The sequence below is a fragment of the Micromonospora chokoriensis genome (genome assembly GCF_000718555.1).
In the GTDB taxonomy this organism is placed as follows: Bacteria; Actinomycetota; Actinomycetes; order Mycobacteriales; family Micromonosporaceae; genus Micromonospora; species Micromonospora chokoriensis_B.
In genome coordinates, this window is sequence record NZ_JOAN01000008.1 from 60,367 (window position 1) to 81,145 (window position 20,779).

At 69.4% G+C, this 20,779-nt stretch carries 25 protein-coding genes, 1 tRNA gene and 1 pseudogene; 13 read left to right on the plus strand and 14 right to left on the minus strand.

Going from position 1 to position 20,779, the window contains the following annotated elements:
- Window positions 1-10 precede the first annotated feature (10 nt).
- Window positions 11-1,210: a low temperature requirement protein A gene (locus IF46_RS0112685; protein ID WP_030488524.1), complete on the minus strand. Its 1,200-nt coding sequence runs from the start codon at window positions 1,208-1,210 to the stop codon at window positions 11-13.
- A gap of 367 nt (window positions 1,211-1,577) precedes the next feature.
- Between IF46_RS0112685 and IF46_RS34365 the strand changes: the two genes are divergently transcribed.
- On the plus strand, window positions 1,578-2,873 hold the full coding sequence (locus IF46_RS34365; RefSeq protein ID WP_157562951.1) for a helix-turn-helix domain-containing protein: 1,296 nt from the start codon (window positions 1,578-1,580) through the stop codon (window positions 2,871-2,873).
- Window positions 2,874-2,952: 79 nt separating this feature from the next.
- On the opposite strand, the gene IF46_RS0112695 is transcribed toward IF46_RS34365, so the two are convergent.
- Window positions 2,953-3,402, minus strand: a complete 450-nt coding sequence (locus IF46_RS0112695) for a hypothetical protein (RefSeq protein WP_157562954.1) — start codon at window positions 3,400-3,402, stop codon at window positions 2,953-2,955.
- A gap of 396 nt (window positions 3,403-3,798) precedes the next feature.
- On the opposite strand from IF46_RS0112695, the gene IF46_RS0112700 reads away from it, so the two are divergent.
- From IF46_RS0112700 to IF46_RS35630, 6 genes and pseudogenes are all read left to right on the plus strand, one after another.
- On the plus strand, window positions 3,799-4,191 hold the full coding sequence (locus tag IF46_RS0112700; RefSeq protein WP_198041430.1) for a YbaB/EbfC family nucleoid-associated protein: 393 nt from the start codon (window positions 3,799-3,801) through the stop codon (window positions 4,189-4,191).
- Window positions 4,191-4,505, plus strand: coding sequence for a hypothetical protein (locus IF46_RS0112705; protein ID WP_051723875.1), 315 nt, complete (start codon window positions 4,191-4,193; stop codon window positions 4,503-4,505). Before IF46_RS0112700 ends, IF46_RS0112705 begins: the two co-directional genes overlap by 1 nt.
- A 19-nt stretch (window positions 4,506-4,524) precedes the next feature.
- Window positions 4,525-5,250, plus strand: coding sequence for a WXG100 family type VII secretion target (locus IF46_RS0112710; protein WP_030488528.1), 726 nt, complete (start codon window positions 4,525-4,527; stop codon window positions 5,248-5,250).
- Between the two features lie 160 nt (window positions 5,251-5,410).
- Window positions 5,411-5,899: an EndoU domain-containing protein gene (locus IF46_RS0112715; protein WP_198041431.1), complete on the plus strand. Its 489-nt coding sequence runs from the start codon at window positions 5,411-5,413 to the stop codon at window positions 5,897-5,899.
- Between the two features lie 22 nt (window positions 5,900-5,921).
- Entirely contained in the window at window positions 5,922-6,179 is a 258-nt protein-coding gene (locus IF46_RS0112720) for a hypothetical protein (RefSeq protein WP_030488530.1), read from the plus strand.
- 152 nt (window positions 6,180-6,331) lie between these two features.
- Window positions 6,332-6,503: pseudogene (locus IF46_RS35630) on the plus strand (site-specific integrase); the annotation flags it as partial.
- Window positions 6,504-6,539: 36 nt separating this feature from the next.
- Here IF46_RS35630 and IF46_RS0112730 read toward each other — a convergent pair.
- Complete coding sequence (locus IF46_RS0112730; protein WP_157562957.1) at window positions 6,540-7,172, minus strand: hypothetical protein; 633 nt, start codon at window positions 7,170-7,172, stop codon at window positions 6,540-6,542.
- A 286-nt stretch (window positions 7,173-7,458) separates the two neighbouring features.
- Window positions 7,459-7,965, minus strand: coding sequence for an HAD family hydrolase (locus IF46_RS0112735; protein WP_232234022.1), 507 nt, complete (start codon window positions 7,963-7,965; stop codon window positions 7,459-7,461).
- A gap of 271 nt (window positions 7,966-8,236) precedes the next feature.
- Here IF46_RS0112735 and IF46_RS0112740 point away from each other — a divergent pair, with 271 nt between their 5' ends.
- Window positions 8,237-8,617 carry a VOC family protein gene (locus IF46_RS0112740; RefSeq protein ID WP_030488534.1) on the plus strand — a complete coding sequence of 127 codons (381 nt, stop codon included), beginning with the start codon at window positions 8,237-8,239 and terminating at the stop codon, window positions 8,615-8,617.
- Window positions 8,618-8,745: 128 nt separating this feature from the next.
- On the opposite strand, the gene IF46_RS34765 is transcribed toward IF46_RS0112740, so the two are convergent.
- Window positions 8,746-8,919 carry a hypothetical protein gene (locus IF46_RS34765; protein ID WP_198041432.1) on the minus strand — a complete coding sequence of 58 codons (174 nt, stop codon included), beginning with the start codon at window positions 8,917-8,919 and terminating at the stop codon, window positions 8,746-8,748.
- A 622-nt stretch (window positions 8,920-9,541) separates the two neighbouring features.
- Here IF46_RS34765 and IF46_RS0112750 point away from each other — a divergent pair.
- Window positions 9,542-10,669: a helix-turn-helix domain-containing protein gene (locus IF46_RS0112750; RefSeq protein WP_030488535.1), complete on the plus strand. Its 1,128-nt coding sequence runs from the start codon at window positions 9,542-9,544 to the stop codon at window positions 10,667-10,669.
- A complete protein-coding gene (locus IF46_RS0112755; RefSeq protein WP_030488536.1) occupies window positions 10,666-11,244 on the plus strand; it encodes an HD domain-containing protein in 579 nt (192 codons plus the stop codon). The genes IF46_RS0112750 and IF46_RS0112755 overlap by 4 nt, the downstream gene beginning before the upstream one ends.
- A 282-nt stretch (window positions 11,245-11,526) precedes the next feature.
- Here IF46_RS0112755 and IF46_RS0112760 read toward each other — a convergent pair.
- Both IF46_RS0112760 and IF46_RS0112765 read right to left on the minus strand, forming a co-directional pair.
- Window positions 11,527-11,598, minus strand: a tRNA-Val gene (locus IF46_RS0112760).
- 50 nt (window positions 11,599-11,648) lie between these two features.
- A complete protein-coding gene (locus tag IF46_RS0112765) occupies window positions 11,649-12,242 on the minus strand; it encodes a TIGR02611 family protein (RefSeq protein WP_420063563.1) in 594 nt (197 codons plus the stop codon).
- 294 nt (window positions 12,243-12,536) lie between these two features.
- Here IF46_RS0112765 and IF46_RS0112770 point away from each other — a divergent pair, with 294 nt between their 5' ends.
- Entirely contained in the window at window positions 12,537-12,968 is a 432-nt protein-coding gene (locus IF46_RS0112770) for an SsgA family sporulation/cell division regulator (protein WP_007457244.1), read from the plus strand.
- A gap of 117 nt (window positions 12,969-13,085) precedes the next feature.
- Here the strand turns inward: IF46_RS0112770 and IF46_RS0112775 are convergent, their stop codons facing one another.
- A complete protein-coding gene (locus IF46_RS0112775) occupies window positions 13,086-13,862 on the minus strand; it encodes a glucose 1-dehydrogenase (RefSeq protein ID WP_030488538.1) in 777 nt (258 codons plus the stop codon).
- A gap of 202 nt (window positions 13,863-14,064) precedes the next feature.
- Between IF46_RS0112775 and IF46_RS0112780 the strand changes: the two genes are divergently transcribed.
- On the plus strand, window positions 14,065-15,054 hold the full coding sequence (locus tag IF46_RS0112780) for a helix-turn-helix domain-containing protein (protein ID WP_030488539.1): 990 nt from the start codon (window positions 14,065-14,067) through the stop codon (window positions 15,052-15,054).
- A 7-nt stretch (window positions 15,055-15,061) separates the two neighbouring features.
- Window positions 15,062-15,517: an RrF2 family transcriptional regulator gene (locus IF46_RS0112785; RefSeq protein ID WP_030333674.1), complete on the plus strand. Its 456-nt coding sequence runs from the start codon at window positions 15,062-15,064 to the stop codon at window positions 15,515-15,517.
- A gap of 12 nt (window positions 15,518-15,529) precedes the next feature.
- On the opposite strand, the gene IF46_RS0112790 is transcribed toward IF46_RS0112785, so the two are convergent.
- From IF46_RS0112790 to IF46_RS0112815, 6 genes are read right to left on the minus strand one after another with little or no spacing between them, the layout of a single operon-like run.
- A complete protein-coding gene (locus IF46_RS0112790; protein WP_030488540.1) occupies window positions 15,530-16,141 on the minus strand; it encodes a malonic semialdehyde reductase in 612 nt (203 codons plus the stop codon).
- Window positions 16,138-16,701: a flavin reductase family protein gene (locus IF46_RS0112795; RefSeq protein ID WP_030488541.1), complete on the minus strand. Its 564-nt coding sequence runs from the start codon at window positions 16,699-16,701 to the stop codon at window positions 16,138-16,140. The genes IF46_RS0112790 and IF46_RS0112795 overlap by 4 nt, the downstream gene beginning before the upstream one ends.
- A complete protein-coding gene (locus tag IF46_RS0112800; protein ID WP_036391956.1) occupies window positions 16,698-18,032 on the minus strand; it encodes an LLM class flavin-dependent oxidoreductase in 1,335 nt (444 codons plus the stop codon). The genes IF46_RS0112795 and IF46_RS0112800 overlap by 4 nt, the downstream gene beginning before the upstream one ends.
- Window positions 18,033-18,043: 11 nt before the next feature.
- Window positions 18,044-18,910, minus strand: coding sequence for an ABC transporter permease (locus tag IF46_RS0112805; protein WP_030488543.1), 867 nt, complete (start codon window positions 18,908-18,910; stop codon window positions 18,044-18,046).
- Window positions 18,903-19,748: an ABC transporter ATP-binding protein gene (locus IF46_RS0112810; RefSeq protein ID WP_051723877.1), complete on the minus strand. Its 846-nt coding sequence runs from the start codon at window positions 19,746-19,748 to the stop codon at window positions 18,903-18,905. The genes IF46_RS0112805 and IF46_RS0112810 overlap by 8 nt, the downstream gene beginning before the upstream one ends.
- Window positions 19,745-20,776, minus strand: coding sequence for an ABC transporter substrate-binding protein (locus IF46_RS0112815; protein WP_030488545.1), 1,032 nt, complete (start codon window positions 20,774-20,776; stop codon window positions 19,745-19,747). The genes IF46_RS0112810 and IF46_RS0112815 overlap by 4 nt, the downstream gene beginning before the upstream one ends.
- Window positions 20,777-20,779: the final 3 nt, after the last annotated feature.

A 20,779-nucleotide genomic window follows, 5' to 3' on the forward strand; every position in this document is an offset into this window, starting at 1 on the left:
CGGGTACCCGTCAGCGTGGCGGCGAGGCTTCCTCCAGTGGACGTCCATGGGCCCGGGTCGTGTCGGAGACGGCAACGCCGAGCAGGACGGCGGCCGCTGCTGCGGCGACCCCGAGGGACGGTAGGCCGACCATGATCGGTGCCATGGCCGCGAGGACGAGGATCCCGATCGGCCGTGGCCAGGACACTCGCGCAAAGGCCACGTACTCGAATATTGAGCGCCCGGCGAGGTAGAGCGCGGGCCCTCCGAGGATGGCTCCGACCCAGGCTGGTTTGGCGTCTCCGGATGGATCCATGAGGACGAGTTCGGAGCCGGCCGAGGTGGCGAGGATGCCGGACACCATGAGCAGGTGCGCGAACTCGGCCAACCGACCGAGCCGGCCGGGGTCGGCGGATGCCGCGATGGCCTCGCCCAGGATCTGGCCGGCTCGATAGAAGTAGATCCGCCACAGCAACACCGTGGTGAGGAACGACAAGGTTAGGGCCATCATTCGTTCAGCCACGATCGGACCGCGGAGCAGACTCGACCCGGAGGTCAGGATCGTCTCGCCAAGCGCGACAATGACCAACTGCCAGTAGCGTTCGGCCAGGTGCTCGCCCGACACTGCCCACGGGGACACCCGCGAGCGGCCCAACCCCGGTACCGGCCAGCCGAGCCTGGCCCCCAGGTAGTCGATTGCCAGGGCCACCGTCCACAGCGAATTGCGCGTCACCTCGGGAGCGAAGGCTCCGGCGAGCCACGGTACGGCCGACGCAGCGAACCAGATTAGCGCCAACATATTGACGCGGCGCAGATTGTGACCGCGCACGATGCCCACGAAGAAGAGCGTGCGGCCCACCTGGATCGCGACATAGGTGCTCGCGAAGAGCAGGCCAGTGTCGGCGAGAGCCCCCGAAATCGCGACCGCCATGAGCAGGCTTCCATACATCGTCGCGACGACAACGAACTGGATCGGCGGCTGGAAAGGATCGAATCTGCTGGTCACCCAGGCCGTCTGGGTCCAGATCCACCAGAGCGCCAGAAGCAACAGCAGGGTTTCGCCGTTCTCCGCAAGGGAGGTGGTCAACCGCTCCGCGACGTGGCCCCTGGTGTAGTCCAACACCAACTCGTGCACAATCCGGGTGAGCGCGAAGACATAGACGAGATCGAAGAACAGTTCCAGGAAGGTCGGCCGCTGCGGACTCTCACGCCTGCGCAGCAGGTTGGCCACTCTGTTACTCGTCACCCGGCCCGCTCGCTTCGTCGGATAGTCGCTGAAGCAGTCGTACCACGTTGCCGCGGCGCCCACGGATAAAAGACGCACCCGCGATGACTGAATAGCCTGACGGCCCACAGGACGCGGCGACGCGAGGATGTTGCAGGTCGCTGGAGCGAAACCTGCGTGTCAGGCCGTACCCGGCGGCGTTCAACGGCGGAGCTTGCACCGCCGGTCCCACGCCACCCCCCGCACACTGGTAGCCGTCGTTTGCCGGTCCAGGAGATCAATATAATTTCTCTACTTTGGATGACATACCAGGAAACATGAGCCCTGTGCTGCGGCACCCCGCTCCAGGGCGCTACCGGGACAAGGGAGCGGCATGGCTCGGCACGAGCGGCCCGTAGATCCGACGGCTGGACCGTTGTCGTCCTTCGCCCACGAGCTACGGAAGTTACGTGTCGAAGCGGGCAACCCCACCTACCGGAGATTGGCCGAGGTCGCCGGCTACAGTGCCTCGACCCTCTCCGCCGCTGCCAGCGGAATGCGCCAACCCAGCCTCGACGTGCTGCTCGCGTACGTCGGGGCCTGCGGCGGGGACACCGCCCACTGGAGGCAGCGTTGGCTCGAACTGGACGAGGAGCTGCGGTCCGCCAGTTCGGCCAGCGCACCAGCCGACCCGGCGAGGGCAGAAACACCCGACCCGACGCCGGCCGAACCGCTCGCCACACCCCTCGCAGAGTCACCATCCGCTGTGACTGCCGGAGATCCAGCCGCCCCGGCCACGGGTGAGTCAACCGGCGGCGTAGCCGGACCAGCCCACGACCGGTCCGCGGGCCCCCCGCGGCACCGGAAACTCCGACGGCGACTGGCGCTGGCGGCGGTGGCGGTCGCCGGCCTCGCCGGCACGGCCGCTGTGGTGCCGATGACCCAGCTGAGGTGGCCGGCCAGCGGGGCGACGGCGGCCGCTGGCACGACGACCACCACAGCCTGCCCGGCGACCACCGTTGACGCCGCCTTCACCGCCGTCACGTACGGCGGTGGCGTGCATGTCCGGAGCGAGCCCCGCCGCGACCAGGGAATCCTCTACACCATTCCGCCCGGCTGCGTGGTCGGGCTCACCGGCTACTGCCTGGGTGAGCGGATCACCGACTCCACCTCCCAGACCCCCGACATCCGCTGGTTTACCCTCGCCGACGGTGGGCTGATCGCCTCCGGCGTGGTGCACGGCAACCCGCCCACGGGCCTGGAACCGTCCCGCTGCCGAGGCGACCGACCCGGGCCGGCCACGATCGCCCTCGCGATCGCCCCCGATGTGACCGGCCCGGGTGGGTGGCGGCTGAGCGCGACCGGCACCCACCTGGAGATCGTCGGCTTTGCCGCCTACTACGCGGACGACCCCGCGCTGCCGGCCGAGCGCCGCTGGCACCAAATCGGATTGACCGGTATGGCTGCCCCGCCGTTCGACCTCGTCTGGAAGCTCGACAGCCTGTCCGTGCCACCCGGATCCACTGCCGAGATCCCGGTGGCCGCGGTCGCTTGTCTCGGCGGTGGCGCGCCGACCGACGTACTCGACGTGCGGGCAGCCCGCCCCGACGGCTCCAGCACCGCCAAGGCCCTGCCGCTCACCGCCGACCAGCGGCTCGCGGCCCGCCGTACCGCCTGCCTCTACCCCTGATGGGGGCGTACGCGGACGGCCACCACCGGTGGCCCGGCGGGACGGATCCCGCCGGGCCACCGGTCCGACGTCACCGGACTCAACAGCCCTGGCGACCGGAGTGGATCCAGTAGGTGGTGCCGGCCCAGTCCATCTCGCCGTACGCGTCGACGCAGTTGTTCGCCGTGCCGGTCACTCCGCGCGGCCCGGCGTAGTACAGGTAGTCGGCGTCGTCCTTGGTGGAGATCGCGGTGGCGGTGCACGAGCCGGTTCCGGAGGTCTCCGCGCACCGGGCGATCTGCACGGAGGTCCGCGCCGAGGAGCCGTACGCCGCGCCGCGGTGGTACATGCAGGCGCTGTTCGTGCCGCCGTTGGTGCTGTTGTAGTAGATGACCAGCTCGGCAACGGGCTTGCTCGGCGGGTACGCGTAGCTGTAGGTGACCGTGCCCGAGCAGGCAACCGCCGCCTGCGACGGGGCCGCCGTGACGACCAGCACCGTGCCGAAGGTCAGCAACGCCAGCAGCGCTCCGAACGCCTTGCGCAGCATCATGACTTCCACTCCTCTGGGACGAGGTTGGTTGAGAGCCGTCCCGCCGTCCACTTCTACGGAACAGAGAAGTTGATCGCCGCTGATGGTGGCGGCAATCAATCAATCTCGCACAACGCCGAACAACCGCGTACCGCGTCGCCGCACCGGGCCGTCGCTGTAGTGGAACTTCTCGTCGCCACACCGCAGGATGCTCACCTGCCACTGGTCGGGCCTCACTGAGCGGCTCCTTGACCGCCGCCAGGTCGAGCAGACCCGAAGAAGGCGATCAGCAGCACCCACGTCGCCGAGATCCAGATTGATCAGATCACGCCGAATTCGCTGGGCAACCTGGTGTGGGGGGCCGTGGCTACACTGACGCCTCTAATGCCCTGGCTCGGCAACGGAAACGGAGGCGCGGTGGGCAATCCGCTGTTGGACGCCGAGGATGCGCGGGAACGCCTGGAGGCATGGCAGGCCAATGCCTTGCGCCGGGCCGCCGACACGCAGGCCGCCGCTGCCGGCTTGCGCGCGCTGCGGGTCACGGCCAGCGACGCCCACGGGATCGTCGAGGTCACCGTCGACTCCACGGGGGCGATGGCCGACGTCCGGCTCTCCGCGCGGGTGCAGCGCGTGAGCCTGGAGCAGACGCAGCAGGCGATCATGGGCGCCTATCGCAACGCGCGGGTCAAGCTCGCCGAGGCCGCCGCCGAGGTCGTGCGGGAGACGGTCGGCGCCGACTCGGCGACCGGCCGGGCCCTGCTGGCCGGATTCCGGACCGCCGACACCGAGGACGAAGAGGGGCGTTACTGATGCACGGGGGATTCGAGGTCGACGTCGAGGCCCTGCGCGCGCACGCCACGGCCATGTTGGCCATTCACGACCGCTTCGCCGCCGTCAAGGCCGCGAGCGGCACCATCTTCCAGGCCGATGATGCCTACGGGCAGCTCTGCCAGTTCCTACCGCCCATCATGGAGGGACGCCACCGGGACCAGGACAAGGGCGTGGGGATGCTCGCCGAGAACATCGCGCTGCTCGCCGCAGGAATCAAGAGAACCGCCGACGCCTACCAGCGGACCGAGGAGTCGACCACCGACGGCTTCAACTCCTTCCACTCCGCGACCTGAGCCGGCCCGGCGTCCTCTCATGAGCAACCCACTGGTCGCCACGACCTCCGACATCCCTTCGACCAGCGCCGCGCACCGCGACGGCTGGACCGGCCTGCCGCTTGCCGACGACTACATGGGCATCAAGGACGCCATCGACTCCGGCAGCTGGATCGACGGCTCAATCGCGGGCTTGGGCGCCGCTCTCGACGGGGCGGCCATCGCCATCGACCCGTTCAGCACGCTCCTGTCGATGGGCATCGAGTGGGCCATCGAGCAGGTCGAGCCACTGAAGCAGGCCCTCGACTGGCTCGCCGGTGACCCCGAGACCATCGAGACGCACGCCATGACCTGGGACAACATGGCCAGTGAGCTGTTCTCCATCGCCGAGGACCTCAAGGCGCGGCTGGTCGGCGACCTCGACGGATGGCAGGGCGCCGCCGCCGACGCCTACCGCGACATCCTCACCATCAACATCGACGTCGCCGGAATCTTCGCGGGCACGGCCGCCGGCATGGGTGCCGCGACCCGTGGCGCGGGAACCGTGGTGCAGATAGTGCGGGAGGTCGTGCGCGCCTTCATCGCCGACTGCATCGCCAAGGTCGTGGTGTGGCTGGCCGAGGTGGTCTTCTCTCTGGGCTTCGCCACACCGCTGGTCGCCTCCCAGCTCGCGGTCGCCGTCGTCCGCTGGACCGGCCGCATCTTCGGCTGGCTGATGGGCCTGATCGCCAGCCTCTCCGCCCTTCGCGCACTCCTCGACGTCTAGGCGGCCCTCGATGCGACAACTCATGGCGGCTCTGCGGACCACCGCCGTCCTGGTGGTCCTGTTCGCTGTGGCGGGTCTCCACAAGCACCCCTCAGGCCCCACCCCACCGCACGGCGGTGGCGATGATGGCCCCAACCGTCCCAAATTCAACCCCGGGATGATGCCCAAGCGCGTGGGACCAGCCCAGCAGCACGGCATCAAGCGCGCCGAGGAGGGCCGCCCGAAGGACGCCGACACATCCGAGCCCGAGGTACCCAAGAGGACCAACCCCTGGGACGACCCCGACTTCGCCGACGCCAGGTACGACATGCGCCGCTTCGGTGAGATGGGCGACGGGGCGATGGACAAGATCTGGAACGGCGACGGGAAGGGCAATGGCAACCACAGGCCCTCCTCCACCGAGCCCGGCAAGACGCTCTTCCCGCCCGGCACCACCGAGGCGCAGGTCGAGGGCTGGTTCAAGAGCATCGCCACCAACCCCGACAGCCGCCCTCAGCAACGTGCCAACGGCGACGGCTGGAGCGTCACCGGCACCCGCGACGGCATCACCTGCGTCGTTACCCTGGACAAGGACGGCAGCATCTCCGGCGGCTTCCCGCTCAGCGGCGAGGGCGTCACCACCAACCCGCCGGCCAAGCGGCCGACCTAGCCACCGCACCTACGGGAGACCCATGGAAGTCAACGATTACTACTGGCGCAGCCGCCAGATCACCGACCAGCTCGCACCCAAGATCAGCCCGAATCACCGGCCGTTCGTCCTGGCCGCCGCCGGCGCCGGGGCCTGGGACCTGGCGATCACGGAGCTCGTCGGCGCCCTGTCGGAGGAGGACGTCGTGATCACCACGGCGGAGAAGGACGCGCTGCGGGAGCTCATCGAGTATCTCGAGAAGCCTCTGACCTACCTGGAGCAGATCCGGACCTCGGACTGACGGCCGAAGCGTAGATCGGGCCCCTCGAACCCTGCACCGTGTCGACCAGCGGGCGTCCCAGACCTGGCCCGATCTGGGGCGAGCATGTCGACGTACGACGGATCAACGCTGCCGACGGCGAGTTGACCGATGGCAAGGTGGCCGCCTACCTGGCCAAGTACACCTGCGCCACGCTCCTGGCCGACCTGGACGTCCATCCGAGAGTCGCCATGCAGGTTCTCCGGCACGCCCGGTTCTCCATCACGATGGAGATCTACACGCAGGTCTCGTCGAAGGCGACGCGGGGAAGCACTCAAACGTCTTGGCGACTCCCTCGGCCGCTGACTCTCGTCCCTGAATGGCAGCCCCGGAAGGGGTAGCTCAGCCTTTGCGGTTCGGGTCGGTGAGAGCATCCCAGTCCTCAGCGCTCGTCGGGAACGGCCCCCAGTGCGGCAGGTAGAACGGTCGCCGCGGCGGGTCGGCCACCGTAAACGGCTTGAACTCCGGATCCGCGATCACCCGGTAGACGAACTCGGCCGTCGACATGTCGAGTTGGTGCCACGGCTCGATGCCGTCCCACCGCGCGACCACAGGCCACCGGTCGGGCTCCATAGAGCGGTCCGCCAGCCAGTAGTACTCCCCTTCGGTCTGATCACTGCCCCATTGGATCAGCCCCGTCCCCTTGTCGGGCTCGTACATCTCGTAGGGGGCCCACAACCGCGCGAAGTCAGGCTCACTTGGCCACTGCCGAGAATAGGCCCACGCCCGAAACAGCGGTTGTGCATGATCGTCGGTCGGCCGGAAGAGGTCCAGGTAGGCGTAGAACCGCCCCGGAACGAACCGGCGGCACAGTTCCTTGAAGTCCGTCGGCAGCGGAACGCCCAGCTGGGCTTCGACCTGCTCCCAGCCGACACCGTCCTCAGGCATCTTGCGCCATCCGGTCACGTCGATGATCCGGTCGATCCACGTCAGCTGATCAGTCACGGCCGGCAAGGTAACAGCACAGCCGGACATCCCATCGCCTTGTCGTCACCCTTCCGCTGACCGCTGCTGTACAAAGCTGCTGTACGACAGCAGAAAGGCCACCTCCCGAACTCGGGAAGCGGCCTCTGAACTGCCAGAACTGAGAGTGGGCGATGCTGGTATCGAACCAGCGACCTCTTCGGTGTGACCTCTCGGCAAGCGGTCGGATCCGGCTTGCTGCGGGGTCAGACGGCCTGTTGGCGCGCTTCTAGGCTCGGCAACTCATTACCTGCGGTAATCCAGGTGGCACCCTGGTCACGCCCTGTCTTGGCTTACCTCATTGGTCGCTGCCTGCCGACGTTTCACGCTGTCTTGTGCCCCGTGTGTGCCCCGGGTCTGGCTTGGATAGCCGGACATCGCAGGAGAAGACCGCAACGTCGAACCGGTGGGCGAGCGGACTCTGCGGCCATGCCTCGGCAGTGTCCGAGGTGGCGTTGCTGATGAGAGCCAGCGGATGCCCGTCCCCGCGTAGCGCGTCGAGCACATCCAGGGTGGCGGTCGAGACGCTGTCCAGCACCCTGCGCCCGAGGGCTCGCCGATGCTCACCCGCCCGTGTCACCTGCTTGTTAGTTGGTGTGCCGCCGAGGCGTCCGGCGAGGATGCGGACGGTCTCCTCTACGTCCCACTGGACTAGCCGGTCCCGCCAGGTGGCGTGGTACGCGGCGACCAACTCGGCCGGAGCCACCCCGACCATGACCGCCATCTCGCCGACTACCCGATCGCGCTCCTCGTCGGCACCATGGATCAGGGTATGGAAGAGATCGAAGATCACTGGCCGGGGCATTGAGGCATCCTAGCGAGATCGTCACGCTATCGTCCTGATCGTCTCCTCGCCTGCCGTCCACGATTGCCCTGGTCAAGAAGCGTGGAGGGAGAGGGCTCGTCTCGCTGACTTCCTGCTGACTGACGACCGTCAGGGCTCAGCCCGACGGGCACCCTCCTCCAGCACCGCTCGCTTCGCCCGTTAAGATCGCGAGCTTGTTCGCGCTGCAGCAAGCCCATGAGATCCGCGTGCGGCAGCCCCGGAGTTCCCGTGCTGAGAGTAGGTCGCGTCGATGGCATGCCGTATCAGTGAGCTCGTGCTCAAGTGCCGCGACCTCGAGGTGCTGGCGCGGTTCTGGTGCGAGGTGCTGGACTTCATAGTGCTCGATCGCGATGAGGGGGTCTACATCGAGATAGGCCCGCGCGAAGGGTTCGGCGGCCCGCAGCCGACGATCTTCCTCATCCGCAACGACGAGCCGAAGAACGGGCATGCCCGGCTGCACATCGACGTCAACCCCACCGACCGCGATCAGGATGCCGAGCTCGAGCGCCTCCTGGCCGCCGGGGCCAAACTCGTCGACATCGGTCAGCCTGCGGATGCATCCTGGCACGTCCTCGCCGATCCAGAAGGCAACGAGTTCTGCCTGCTCAAGCGCCGCCTCGACCCACTCTGACGGTCCTCGCCCAAACGATCGACGCGGCTGCCACCCCGCAGCCGCCGACAAGATCTGGCGACCCTCGCGCGCTTCTCGGCTCGGTCCGGCTGGCACCGTTGCTGTGCTTCGCTGCTGTACTGCTGGCATTAGACGAGGCGTTGGACCCGCACCTTCGGGTGCACGTTTCTCAAGTGTCCATGCTCGTGTTGGCGGACCTGCTCGTCCCAGACCTCCTGGTCGTAGTCCGGGTCCGGCGGGATCCACTTGTGGGAACCGTCGCTGTAGTGGAACTTCTCGTCACCCGGCCGCAGGATGCTCATCGAATCCAGCCGAGGAATCGGTAATGCAGGTGGCCGGCGGGGACGTGGGCCAGGTCTTGGGCGGCGTCGACGAGTTGGGCGGCCAGATAGAGGGCCAGTGACACCGGGGCTCGGTCGTACTCGGCTCGCAGCTCTTGGCACCGGGTCGGGCATGGCCACTCCCCCGCACAGCCGCCGCACGTCCAGGCCGGCTTGATCGGGTGGTGAGTGGTCACTGCGGGCCGTCCTGGCTGGGCCAGTGGCCGCGGTTGATCGGGATGCGGTGGCGGCTGCGACAGGGCAGTTCCGCCCCACAGCGGCAGATCCAGCTCCACTTCCGCCACGACCAAGCCGGGCGGTGTCGCCGTGCCAGGGTCATCGCGACCGCGATCAGGTATTGGTCGTAAGTCACTCGTCGCCATGGTGGTGTCCTGTCCCGCATTCACTGGCTCCCTCCGCCGGGCAGCACTCCATGGCCGACCCCAACCACGGGACCGGATCTGGAACGTTCGGCAACTGCGACGCTACGATCACCACGGCGGCGGTTGGACTCACCCGCAGTACGAGTGAGCAGGCCAGATGAGCTGCCGCAGCACTGGTTTCACGGCGGACCGTCGACCACGGGTCAACGTAGGGATTACGCATGAGAGGTCACCGACGATCAGCACCACATCGTGGCGAGGTGACCGGCTACCTGTTCAAGCTGATCCGGGAGTCCATCCCGCTCACGCAGGAGCAGCTCGCCGTCGACCTGGACGTCGATCGGGTGACCGTGCAGAGCTGGGAATCCGGGCGTCGGCCATTTACCGCGGTACCGCTCGGGCAAGCAATCGCCGTCCGACGCCGGCTCGGACGGCTCGGCGCGAACACACTCCTGCTCGCAGCACTTGACGACGCCGCCGAGGCGGATCTCATCCTCACGGCCGTCCTGGACGAACATGTGGACCGCTGCGACCTCGCCGAACATCCGCTGGGCTGGTCCGTACTCACCCATCGTCTGACCGACTTGATCCTCTGGGCGGTCCTCGGGCAGACACCGACCTTCGCCAGAGGGCTACCCTTCGCCCATCCCCGGCGGGGTCCAGTCGCGTCGGGGCCGACCCTGCCCGTCAACGAGCAACGTGCGTTCTTCGCTCACCTTCACGTGCTCGCCGATCGCGCCGCAGCCGGACGGCATCGGAACGTGCTGCTGCACCGGCAAGCCTGCTTCCTTGCCGGCATGGACCCCACCAAGGCAGCAGCAGGTTGGCTCACCCAGACCACCGCCCGAGCACGCCGCACCACCACCTTTCGCACCTGGTCACCGCTGTGGCCCGATGCCCGCTCCGTCGTCACGTCCCTCGCCAACCAGGGCGACCCGGAACCGTTACGAGACTTCATCGCCCGCGCACACCCCGACGATGCCTGCGAGCGAGCAGCCCTCAACTATTCGGCCTACTGGGTGGGCGAGATCCCGTACCGCCACCGCGACGACTCCTTCATGCCAGAAGCGCTCGCTGACTGGCACGGCTCAATCCTTCTTCGGCACCTGGTCCATCGCCTCGAACCACAGCATCCCTTCGTCGACCTCAACATCCACAACGTCTGGGCTCTGCTGGCCGTACGACGCGGTCTCGCTCTCGACACCCCCGCCGCGACTCGGGCGCTCCTCGACCGCAGTGTCCCGCTCCTGGACAGTGACCGGATCTCCGCGCAATCGCGGCAGGAACTAACCTCTATCGTCTACAGCCTGCGGGCGGACGGACTCACCGGCACAGGGACGGGCAGATGACCGACGATCACGACGCCGCCGGAGCGATGAACTTCATCTTCGAAGCCGGCGTCCTCAAACGCGCCAACCGCACCGGCTGGTGGTTCGCCGGCGTCAAGCACCCCGAGTCCATCGCCGAACACTCCTTCCGAACAGCACTCATCGGAATGATGCTCGCCGCCATGGAGGGCGCCGACCCAGCCCGAGTGTCGATGCTCTGCACCCTGCACGACACCCAGGAAACCCGAATCACCGACATCCCACACATCGCCAAGCGCTACCTCACCGCCGAACCCAACACCGCCGTCACCGCCGACCAGGTGGCCGCCTGCCCACCGGCCGTCGCCGACGTCATCACCGCCGCAGTCGCCGAATACGAAGCTGGCGAGACACTAGAAGCTGTCGTCGCGCGTGACGCTGACAAGCTGGAATGCCTCGTCCAAGCCGTCGAGTACCGCCACCAAGGCATCGACAACGTGCAGCGCTGGATCGACAGCTCACGAGCCTCGCTCAAGACCGACAGCGCCCACCGCCTTGCCGACGCCGCCCTCAGCGGACAACCCCTGGCCTGGCTCACTCCCCCGCCGCAGGAGTGAGCACTGGCGGACCCGGCGACACAATGCTGATACGGACGTGCACAGTGGCTTCAGCGACTAACCCGTCCGGGAAGGTGCTGCAGCGAGCGGGCGAGAAGGCATCGAGTAGGGCTTTGAGATCGGCTACCCAGCGCCGCGTGACTGGCGGACCGGGGCATGACGCCGCTTCTCCCCCGCGCCCGACGGTCGTGACTCATGGGTGACTCATGATCTCTGCTAGCGGGTAGCGAAGAGCCCGGGTGGACTGTGTCCATCCGGGCTCTGACCTGCAAGAACTGAGAGTGGGCGATGCTGGTATCGAACCAGCGACCTCTTCGGTGTGAACGAAGCGCTCTCCCACTGAGCTAATCGCCCTCAGCGCCGTTGACTCTACCCGATCGTGGAACCAGACCGGAAATCCGGGGTCAGTGCGTCGCGAGGTACTGCATCGCCCTGGCTACCACGTCGATGCCGAGGCTGTACTTGAGGGACAGCCAGACCACCGTGGCCACGAAGACCAGGCCGACAGAGCCGAGCACGATTCGCACTGCCAGCGACTGTTTCGTCACCCAGCGTGTCCAGCCATGGACGTGGCGACGGGTGAAGCCGAGCAGCCGTCGCGCCCAGTGGTATTCGACGGCCCAGATGCCCAGCCCGGCGATCACCAGCAGCCAGCCCGGCCCGGGTAGCGGAATGAGGGCGATACCGATGGTCACCACGATCGCCCCGGCGATCGCGATGAAGATCTTGAGTGCGATCCGGCCGGTGGGGTTCGCTCGGATGAGGTCGAGGGTCAGCGAGATCCGCTCACGCCAGCGAGGACGGCGCGGTGGATCCTGCACAGCAGTGCCACCACCACGACCAGCGGCACCACGACCGGAGTCATCGCCGCCGGGACGACCGGCGTCGGACGCCGGCCGACCGGCCCGTTCGGGCTGCTCCATCGGCACTCCGTACCCCCGCTTTTCGGCTGCTCGGACCGCGACTTTCGGCGGGCCGGGCGCCGCCGACGGATCCACTGAGGATCGCTTCGTCACCATTTCACCCCCCAGTGTCGCTCGGGCCCGTCACTGCAACGGCCGACTGGACGTTACCGGAGTAAGTCGACGACTGAGCCACCCGATACCGGGCGGGATCACGCACTGGGCAGAACCGGAAATCCTACATGAATGCTCACATTCACGCGGCCTTTCCGTCCCCCTTCCCACCACTGGGTGAAGTCAGCGTATGGCGGAGCGTAGCCAGAGGTAGCACCTGAGTATGGGAAAAGCGGGACACGCGCGTTCCGCAGCGGTGCCGGGGGGAGAACGTCCATGAGTGTCATCCGACCGACGACCGTAGAGGTCGAGACGTCGCTAAGGCTCGTCGCACCTGACGCCACCGCCTTGCCGGTGCGTGCCAGTCTGCGTTACGACCCTGCTGACCCGTATGCGGTCCATGTCCTGTTCCATGCCGAATCGGCAGGGGGCGAGGCGGTGAGTTGGTCGTTCGCTCGCGAACTTCTGGTCACCGGCCTGGACGAGCCGGCTGGCATCGGGGATGTGCGGGTCTGGCCCTGGGCCACCCCGCGCGGCGACTTCGTCGCGCTGGCCCTCTCGTCACCAGACGGCAACGCCCTCTTCGAGGTGCCGCGCAGCGTCCTGGTGCGTTTCCTTCGACGGACCTACGTCGTCGTCCCGCGCGGTCGCGAGGCCGAGCACCTGGACGTCGACACGGCGGTGAACCGGCTGCTCGCCGGTCGCTGAGCACCGCCCGAACGGGCAACACCGGCCACACCGGGGCCGCGCGGATCTGCCGAGTCCGCGCGGCCCCGGCACACACCCAAGGTGTACGCGGACAGCCCGCCCCGGGTCGGCCGGTGCTCAGCCGTGCGTGGTGATGCCGCCGTCGACGGGAATGACCGCGCCGGTGAGGTACGAGCCGGCGCGCGACGAGAGGTAGATGGCGGTGCCGGCCATGTCCTCGGCGCGCCCGATGCGGCCCAGCGGCACCTGCGCTTCGATGGCGGCCCGGTTTGCCGGGTCGTCGAGCGCGAACGCCATCATCTTGCTCTCGAACGGGCCGGGTGCGATCGCGTTGACGGTGATCTGCTCACTGGCCAGTTGGTGGGCGAGGCTGCGGGTGAGCATGTGCACGGCCGCCTTGGTGGCCGAGTACGCGTACACCTCCATGGACGGCACCCGGATGCCGTCGATCGACCCGATGTTGATCACGCGGGCCGGGTCGTCGGCGCTGGCGGCGGCGCGTAGCGCCGGCAGCAGCGCGGTGGTGAGCCGGAAGACGGCCTTGACGTTTACCGCCCAGAGCTTGTCGAACGCGGCCTCGGGGTAGTCCTCCAGCGGTGCGCCCCAGGTCGCGCCGGCGTTGTTGACCAGCACGTCGAGGCGACCGAAACGCTCGTGGACGGCGGCGGCCAGCGCCTCGGCGGCGGTGTCGTCGCTGAGGTCGGCGGGAATGGCCTCGCAGCGGCCCTCGGCGGAGAGGGTGGTGGCGACCGCCGCGCAGACGTCCGCCTTGCGAGACGAGATGATCACGTGTGCGCCGGCCCGGACGAAGCCCTGGGCGATCATCAGCCCGATCCCCCGTGAGCCGCCGGTGACCAGGACCGTCTTACCTTCGACCGAGAACAGCTGCGTCATGCTCATCCCATCGCGAGTCGGCGGGGGTCGCCGGTCGCTCGGGTGGCCGGCGGATGCCGGGCGGACCGCGCAGCTACGGCGCTACCGCCGGGTAACGTAGCCCGGCCGCCGGGACCGCGACAAGCCCGTGGTGCCCGGCGGTTTCCGCGACGAACGTGGATCGGGATGCGGTGACCTGCGGTTCGGGCTACCGTCGCAGGCGATGGTCTCCACCGATCCCTCCCCCGCGCCATCGATCGGTTCGGCGTCACCCGTACCGGACGAGATAGCCACGTTCGCGCTGGCCGACCTCGCCGGTGACCCGGGCTGGCGTCGGCCGGTGATCGTCGAGCGGGAGCTGCTGATTCTCACCACCCGCGGGCACGGCGACGCGGAGCTCGACTTTCATCTGCTGCCGTGCCGGCCCGGCACGTTGTTGCGGGTCCGCCCCGGCCAGGTGCTGCGCTGCGCCGGCCCCCAGTTCGACGCCACCGTGGTCGCCTGGGAGCCCGAGGCGCTGCGTGGCTTCGACGTCGACCTGAGCACGACAGTGACCTGGCGGCAGTTGGCCGGTGAGGACGAGGACGCGGTGATCAGCGAGGTGAGCCAGTTGGCGGTGGACTGCCAGCGGCACCCCGACGGCCAGACCGCCCGCACGCTGCTTCGGCACCAACTGGCCGTACTGCTGCTGCGGCTGGCCCTGGCCCACGCCGAGCCATCGCCGGCCCGGCCCGAGGACGAGACGTTCCACCGGTTCCGCCGGGAGGTCGAGCACGGCTATCCGCACACCCGGCGGGTGGAGGATTACGCGGCCGGGCTCGGCTGCTCGGTGCGGACCCTGACCCGGGCCTGCCTGGCGGTCACCGGTCGCAGCGCCAAGCAGGTCGTCGACGAGCGGGTCGCGTTGCAGGCCGGTCGGCTGCTGGCCGCGACAGATCAGCCGATCGCCCAGATCGGCCGGGAGCTCGGCTTCTCCGAACCCACCAACTTCGGCCGCTTCTTCACCCGCGAGGTCGGGGTCAGCCCCGGGGCGTTCCGGGCCGCCCGGGACCACCCGGCGGGCCGGGTGGTCCGCCCTCGACCGCCGGCCGAGTCGACGGGCGCCAACAGCGGCAGGTTCCGCGTCAGCACCCCCGGCGAATCCGCCAACAGCGGCCACGCCACGAGACCCAGGCCGCCCGCTGGCCCGCTGGGCGGCGCCGGCCGGGCATGATGGCAGGGTGCAGATCTCCGCGCGCGGCGACTACGCGGTACGGGCAGCGTTGAGCCTCGCCACCGCGTACCCTTCGCTGCTGTCCACCCAGGCCATCGCCGCGGAGCAGGACATGCCTCGCAAGTTCCTGGAGGCGGTCCTGGCGGATCTGCGCCGGGCTGGCATCGTCCGCGCCCAACGTGGCGCCGAGGGCGGCTACACGCTGGCCCGACCGCCCCGGGAGGTGACCGTCGGGGCGGTGCTGCGCGCCGTGGAGGGCCCACTGGCCGGGGTACGCGGGCTGCGCCCGGAGGAGACCCGGTACGAAGGCTCGGCGGAGAACCTGCCCGGCCTGTGGGTGGCGGTCCGCGCGGCGGTGCGGCGGGTCGTCGACGAGGTGAGCCTCGCCGAGATCGTCAGCGGTCGACTGCCCGCGCACGTCCGCAAGCTCACCGCGCTGCCCGACGCGTGGGAGCCGCGCTGATCCGCTGCCCTGTCACAGGGTCGACACCACCTCCTCGGTACGCAGCCGGGGCAGCCGCTCCGACGAGGCGTCCGGGCCGGGATGGCCCACGTTGAGCAGCAGCAGCGCCTCGTGCCGGCCGTCGGGGAAGAACTCACGGGTCACCCCGGCCGCGTCGAACCCGGCCATCGGGCCAGCGGCTAGCCCGGCGGCGCGTACGCCCACCAGCAGGTAGCCGATCTGGAGGGTCGCGTTGAAACGGGCCTGCTCGGCGCGGGCCGGACGGTCGCTCAGCCAGTCCCGGGCCTGCGGCCGGTGCGGGTACAGCTCGGGCAGTCGCTCGTGGAAGTCCACGTCGGCGGCGAGTACCGCCACCAGCGGCGCGCTGGCCGTCTTCGCCCGGTTGCTCGACGAGACATACGGCAGCAGCCGCGCTCGGGCCGCCGCCGAGCGCAGTAGCAGCACCCGCAGCGGCTGGCCGTTGTACGCGGTCGGCCCGTACCGGATCAGGTCGTGGATCGCCGCGACCTGGGCGTCGGTGACCGGCTCGTCGGTGAACGTGTTGGCCGTGCGGGCCGCCCGGAACAGCAGGTCCTGGGCGGCCCGGTCCAACGCGAGCAGCTCGGCCGTGGTGGGTGCGCTCACGTCGGCGAGACGGCGGTGGTGTAGCCGCCCCGGTGGTGCACCAGTGGCGGGCCGTCGCCACCGTCGCCGAGCGCCAACGGCTCGGCGATCACCAGCGTGTGGTCGCCGGCCGGAACGCGGTGCACCACCCGGCAGAGCAGCCGGGCCAGCACACCGCCGAGCAGCGGCACCCCGAACGGTCCGGACGTCCAGTCCGGGTACGCGGCGAACCGGTCGATGCCGCTGGTGGCGAAGACCGCCGCAGCGTCCTGCTGCCCCGCGGCCAGCAGGTGCACGGCGACGTGCTCCGCGCGGGCGAGCACCGGCCAGCTCGACGACCCCGTCCCCAGGCAGAACGAGACGAGCGGAGGGTCCAGCGACACCGACGTGAACGAGGTGGCGGTGAATCCCGCCCGGACGGGTGCGGCGATCCCACCCAGGCAGGCCGGGTCGGTGGCACGGGCGACCGCGGTGACCACTGTGACGCTGCTGGCCTGCCGCCGCAGCAGAGCGCGGAACAGGTCCCCGTTCACCGGTCGCAGCTCGGCGATGTCCGCCGAGGGGCGCTCCACGGTGGTCATGCCGGCACCAGGGCCGACGCAGCGTACGCGCTGGCCGGTCGAGGTAGGCCGTAGTGCTCGCGCAGCGTCCGACCGGTGTATTCGGTGCGGAACAGCCCACGGGAGCGCAGCACCGGCACCACGTGGTCGACGAAGTCGGCGAGCCCACCGGGCAGGTGCGGCGGCATGATGTTGAACCCGTCTGCGGCGCCCTGGGTGAACCACAGCTCGATCTGGTCGGCGACCTGCTCCGGTGTGCCGGCGACGACCCGGTGGCCCCGGCCGCCGCCGAGCCGGCCGATGAGTTGCCGGATGGTGAGCTGTTCGCGGCGGGCCAGCTCGGTGACGAGCTGGTAGCGGCTCTGGTGGGCCTGCACGGTGCCGGATTCTGGCAGCTGCGGCAGCGGCCCGTCCAGCGGCAGGCTGGTGAGATCGATGCCGAGCATCCCGGAGAGCTGGGCGAGGGCGTAGTCGGGGACGATCAGCTCCTCCAACTCGGCGGCGAGCGCCTGCGCCTCGGCCTCGGTGCCGCCGAGCACCGGCGCGATGCCGGGCAGGATCTTCACCAGGTCCGGGTCGCGGTCGGCGGCGGTGACCTGCCGGCGCAGCTCGGCGTAGAAGCTCTGCCCGTCGGCGAGGGTCTGCTGGGCGGTGAAGACCGCCTCGGCGTAGCGGGCCGCGAAGGCGATCCCGTCCGGCGACGAGCCGGCCTGCACCAGCAGCGGTCGGCCCTGCGGCCCTCGGGGGATGTTCAGTGGGCCACGGACCTGGAACTCCGGCCCGCGGTGCGCCACCTCGTGCACCCGGTCGGTGTCGGCGAACACCCCGGCGGTGGTGTCGAAGACCAGCGCGTCGTCCTCCCAGCTGTCCCAGAGCTTGATCGCCACGTCGACGAACTCGGCGGCCCGCCGGTATCGGTCGGCGTGCGCGGGGTGGCTGTCCCGGTTGAAGTTGACCGCCTCCCGCTCCTGGGCCGAGGTGACGATGTTCCAGCCGGCCCGGCCGCCGCTGAGGTGGTCCAGCGAGGCGAACTTGCGGGCGGTGTGGAACGGCTCGTTGTAGGTGGTGGAGACCGTCGCGATGAGACCGATGTGTTCGGTCACCGCGGCGAGCGACGCGAGCAGGGTCAGCGGTTCGAAGACGGCCTGGATGTTGTGCCGGGGATTCGGCCCGACCGAGAGCCCGTCGGCGAGGAAGAGCGAGTCGAGGGTGCCGCGTTCGGCGATGCGGGCCAGCTCCTGGAAGTGCCGCACGTCGGTGACCCGACGCGGGTCGGTGCGGGGGTGCCGCCAGGCGGCCTCGTGGTGGCCGACGCCCATCAGGAACGCGTTGAGGTGCAGGCTACGGGTCATTGGTGTCTGTCCTATCCGGCGGAGACGTCGACGCGCCAGGTGGAGAAGCGACGTTCGAGGGCGACGAGGAGCTGGTTGACGACCAGGCCGATGGCGGAGATCGTGATGATCCCGGAGTACATGTCGGTGATCGCGAAGTTGTACTGCGCGGAGTTGATGAGGTAGCCGAGCCCGGCCTTCGCGCCGACCATCTCGGCCGCGACGAGCACCAGGATCGAGTACGCCCCGGCCAGCCGGACGCCGGTGAAGATGGTCGGCACCGCCGCCGGCAGGATCACCTTCTGGAACAGCCGCAAGTGGTTGAGCCCCATCGAGCGGGCCGACCGGATCAGTAGCGGGTCGACGCCCTTCACCCCGGCGATGGTGTTGAGCAGGATCGGCCAGGAGCACGCGTACAGCACCAGGGCGATCTTGGAGGTCTCCCCCAGGCCGAGGATGAGCACGAACACCGGCAGCAGGGCCAGCGCGGCGGTGTTGCGGAACACCTCCAGCAGCGGGCTGAGCAGCTCGGCGAGCGGCCGGTACCAGCCGATCAGCAGCCCGAGTGGGATGGCGATGAGCACCGCCAGGCCGAGCCCGGCCAGGGACCGGGTGAGGCTCGCGCCGACGTGCTCGGCGAGCTGCCCGCTGCGCAGCAACTCCCACCAGGCCACCAGCACCTCCGACAGCGGGGGCAGGAAGACCCGGTCGACGAGCCCGAGCCGGGGTGCGCCCTCCCAGATCGCGGCCAGCGCGGCGATCGCGACGGTGCGGTGCAGCACCCTCGCGCCGACGCCGAGCAGCCGACCGGCGAGGCCGGGTGCGGCACGGTCGGCCGCCGCCCGGGGCACGGTGGGTGGGCCCGCCAGTCGGGCGGGACGTTCGGCGATGTCAACCAACGCGGGCCTCCTCGGTGTGGCGGACGCCGGTGCCCTCGGCCGCCTGGGCGGCGCGCACCTCGTCGCGCAGCAGGGTCCAGATCTGGTGCCGGTGGTGGCGGAACGCGTCGGTGGAACGGACGTCCTCGACCGCGTCCCGGTCGCCGAGGTCGATGTCGATGACCTGCTTGAGCCGCCCGGGTCGAGAGGTCAGCACCGCCACCCGCTGACCCAGGTAGACGGCCTCGTCGATGCCGTGGGTGATGAACACGATGGTCTTGCCGGTGCGGGCCCAGATCCGCACCAGCTCGTCCTGCAACGAGTCACGGGTCTGCGCGTCCAGGGCGGCGAACGGCTCGTCCATCAGCAGCACGTCCGGGTCGTACGCGAGGCTGCGGGCGATGGCCACCCGCTGCTTCATCCCGCCGGACAGCTCGTGCGGGTAGCGGTCGGCGAACCCGCGCAGGCCCACCAGGTCGAGGTGGTGCTCGATCAGGGCGGCCCGTGCGGCCCGGGCCACCCCCTTGGCTTCCAGACCGAACGCGACGTTGCCGGCGGCGGTGCGCCAGGGCAGCAGCGCGTACTGCTGGAAGACGATGCCCCGGTCCAGGCCGGGGCCGGTGACCGGCCGACCGTCGACGAGCACCTGCCCGGCGGTCGGCTCGGTGAGCCCGCCGAGCAGGTCGAGCAGGGTGGACTTGCCGCAGCCACTGGGGCCGACGACGACCAGGAACTCGCCGGGGCGTACCCCGAGGGTGACCTCGTCCAGCGCGGTCACCGCGCCGGCCCCGCGACGCCGGCTGGCGCGGACCGGGAAGGTCTTGCTCACCCGATCGAAGAGGATCTTGTCGGTGCTCACGCGCTGCCGCCGTCCACGAACGGGTTGAACCGGTTGGTGTAGATGTCGGCGGGCTTCGGACGGTTGCCCTTGAGCTCGCCCTCGGCGGCGAGCCAGTCGATCCAGGTGCCGAACTCCTTCTCGTCGATCACGCCGCCCCGGCCGGCGACGCCGCTGCTCTTCCAGTACGCGACGAGCGACGGGTCCTCGTTACGCCCCCGCTTGGTGATGATGTCCCGCAGGCGGGCGACCACCGTCTCCCGAGGCTGGGCACGGGCCCACTCGATGGCCTTGCCGACCCCGGTGACGAACGCCTTGACCGTCTCCGGGTTGCGCTTGATGAAGTCGTCGCGGAAGACGTACGTGCCGCCGCTGAACGCCCCGAGCAGCTCGTAGTCGGTGAAGATGGTGCGGATGCCACCGCCGTCGACCGCCTTGTCCCGGATCACCCCGCCGAGCACCGCGACGTCGATCTGCTTCTGCCGTAGCGACTGCTCGGTGTTGACCGGCGGCAGGGCGACCAGCTCGACCTGCTTGACCTCGGCGGGACTGAGGTCACCGCGAGCGAGCCAGGTCTTGAGCACGGCCTCGGCGTGCGCGCCGAGGGTGTTCATGCCGACCTTCTTGCCGATCAGGTCCCGGGGGCTGCGGATCGGGCTGTCGTCGAGCACGTAGTAGCCCTGGAAGGTCTGGGCGTCCGAGCCGTAGTAGCTGACCACAGCGGTGATCGGGGCGTTGGCGGCGGCGAGCTTGACGATGGCGCCGTTGAACGCGCCGCCGAAGTCGCTCTGCCCGGTCGCGGTGGCCTGGATGTCCTGCGGGCCGCCGGTGACGTTGCCGATCCAGTTGAGCTTGACGTCGCCGAGGTAGCCGAGGTCGGCGGCGAGTTCGGGAAGGGTGACCTGACCGACCGAGCCCTGGTAGCGCAGCTCGCGGGCCTCGGTGCCGCCGGCTGCGGCATCACCGCCACAGCCGGCGGTGGCGGTGAGGACGACAAGCGCGGCAGCGGCGGCGAGGGTACGCAGGATGGCACGACGGGGTGGGGACATGAG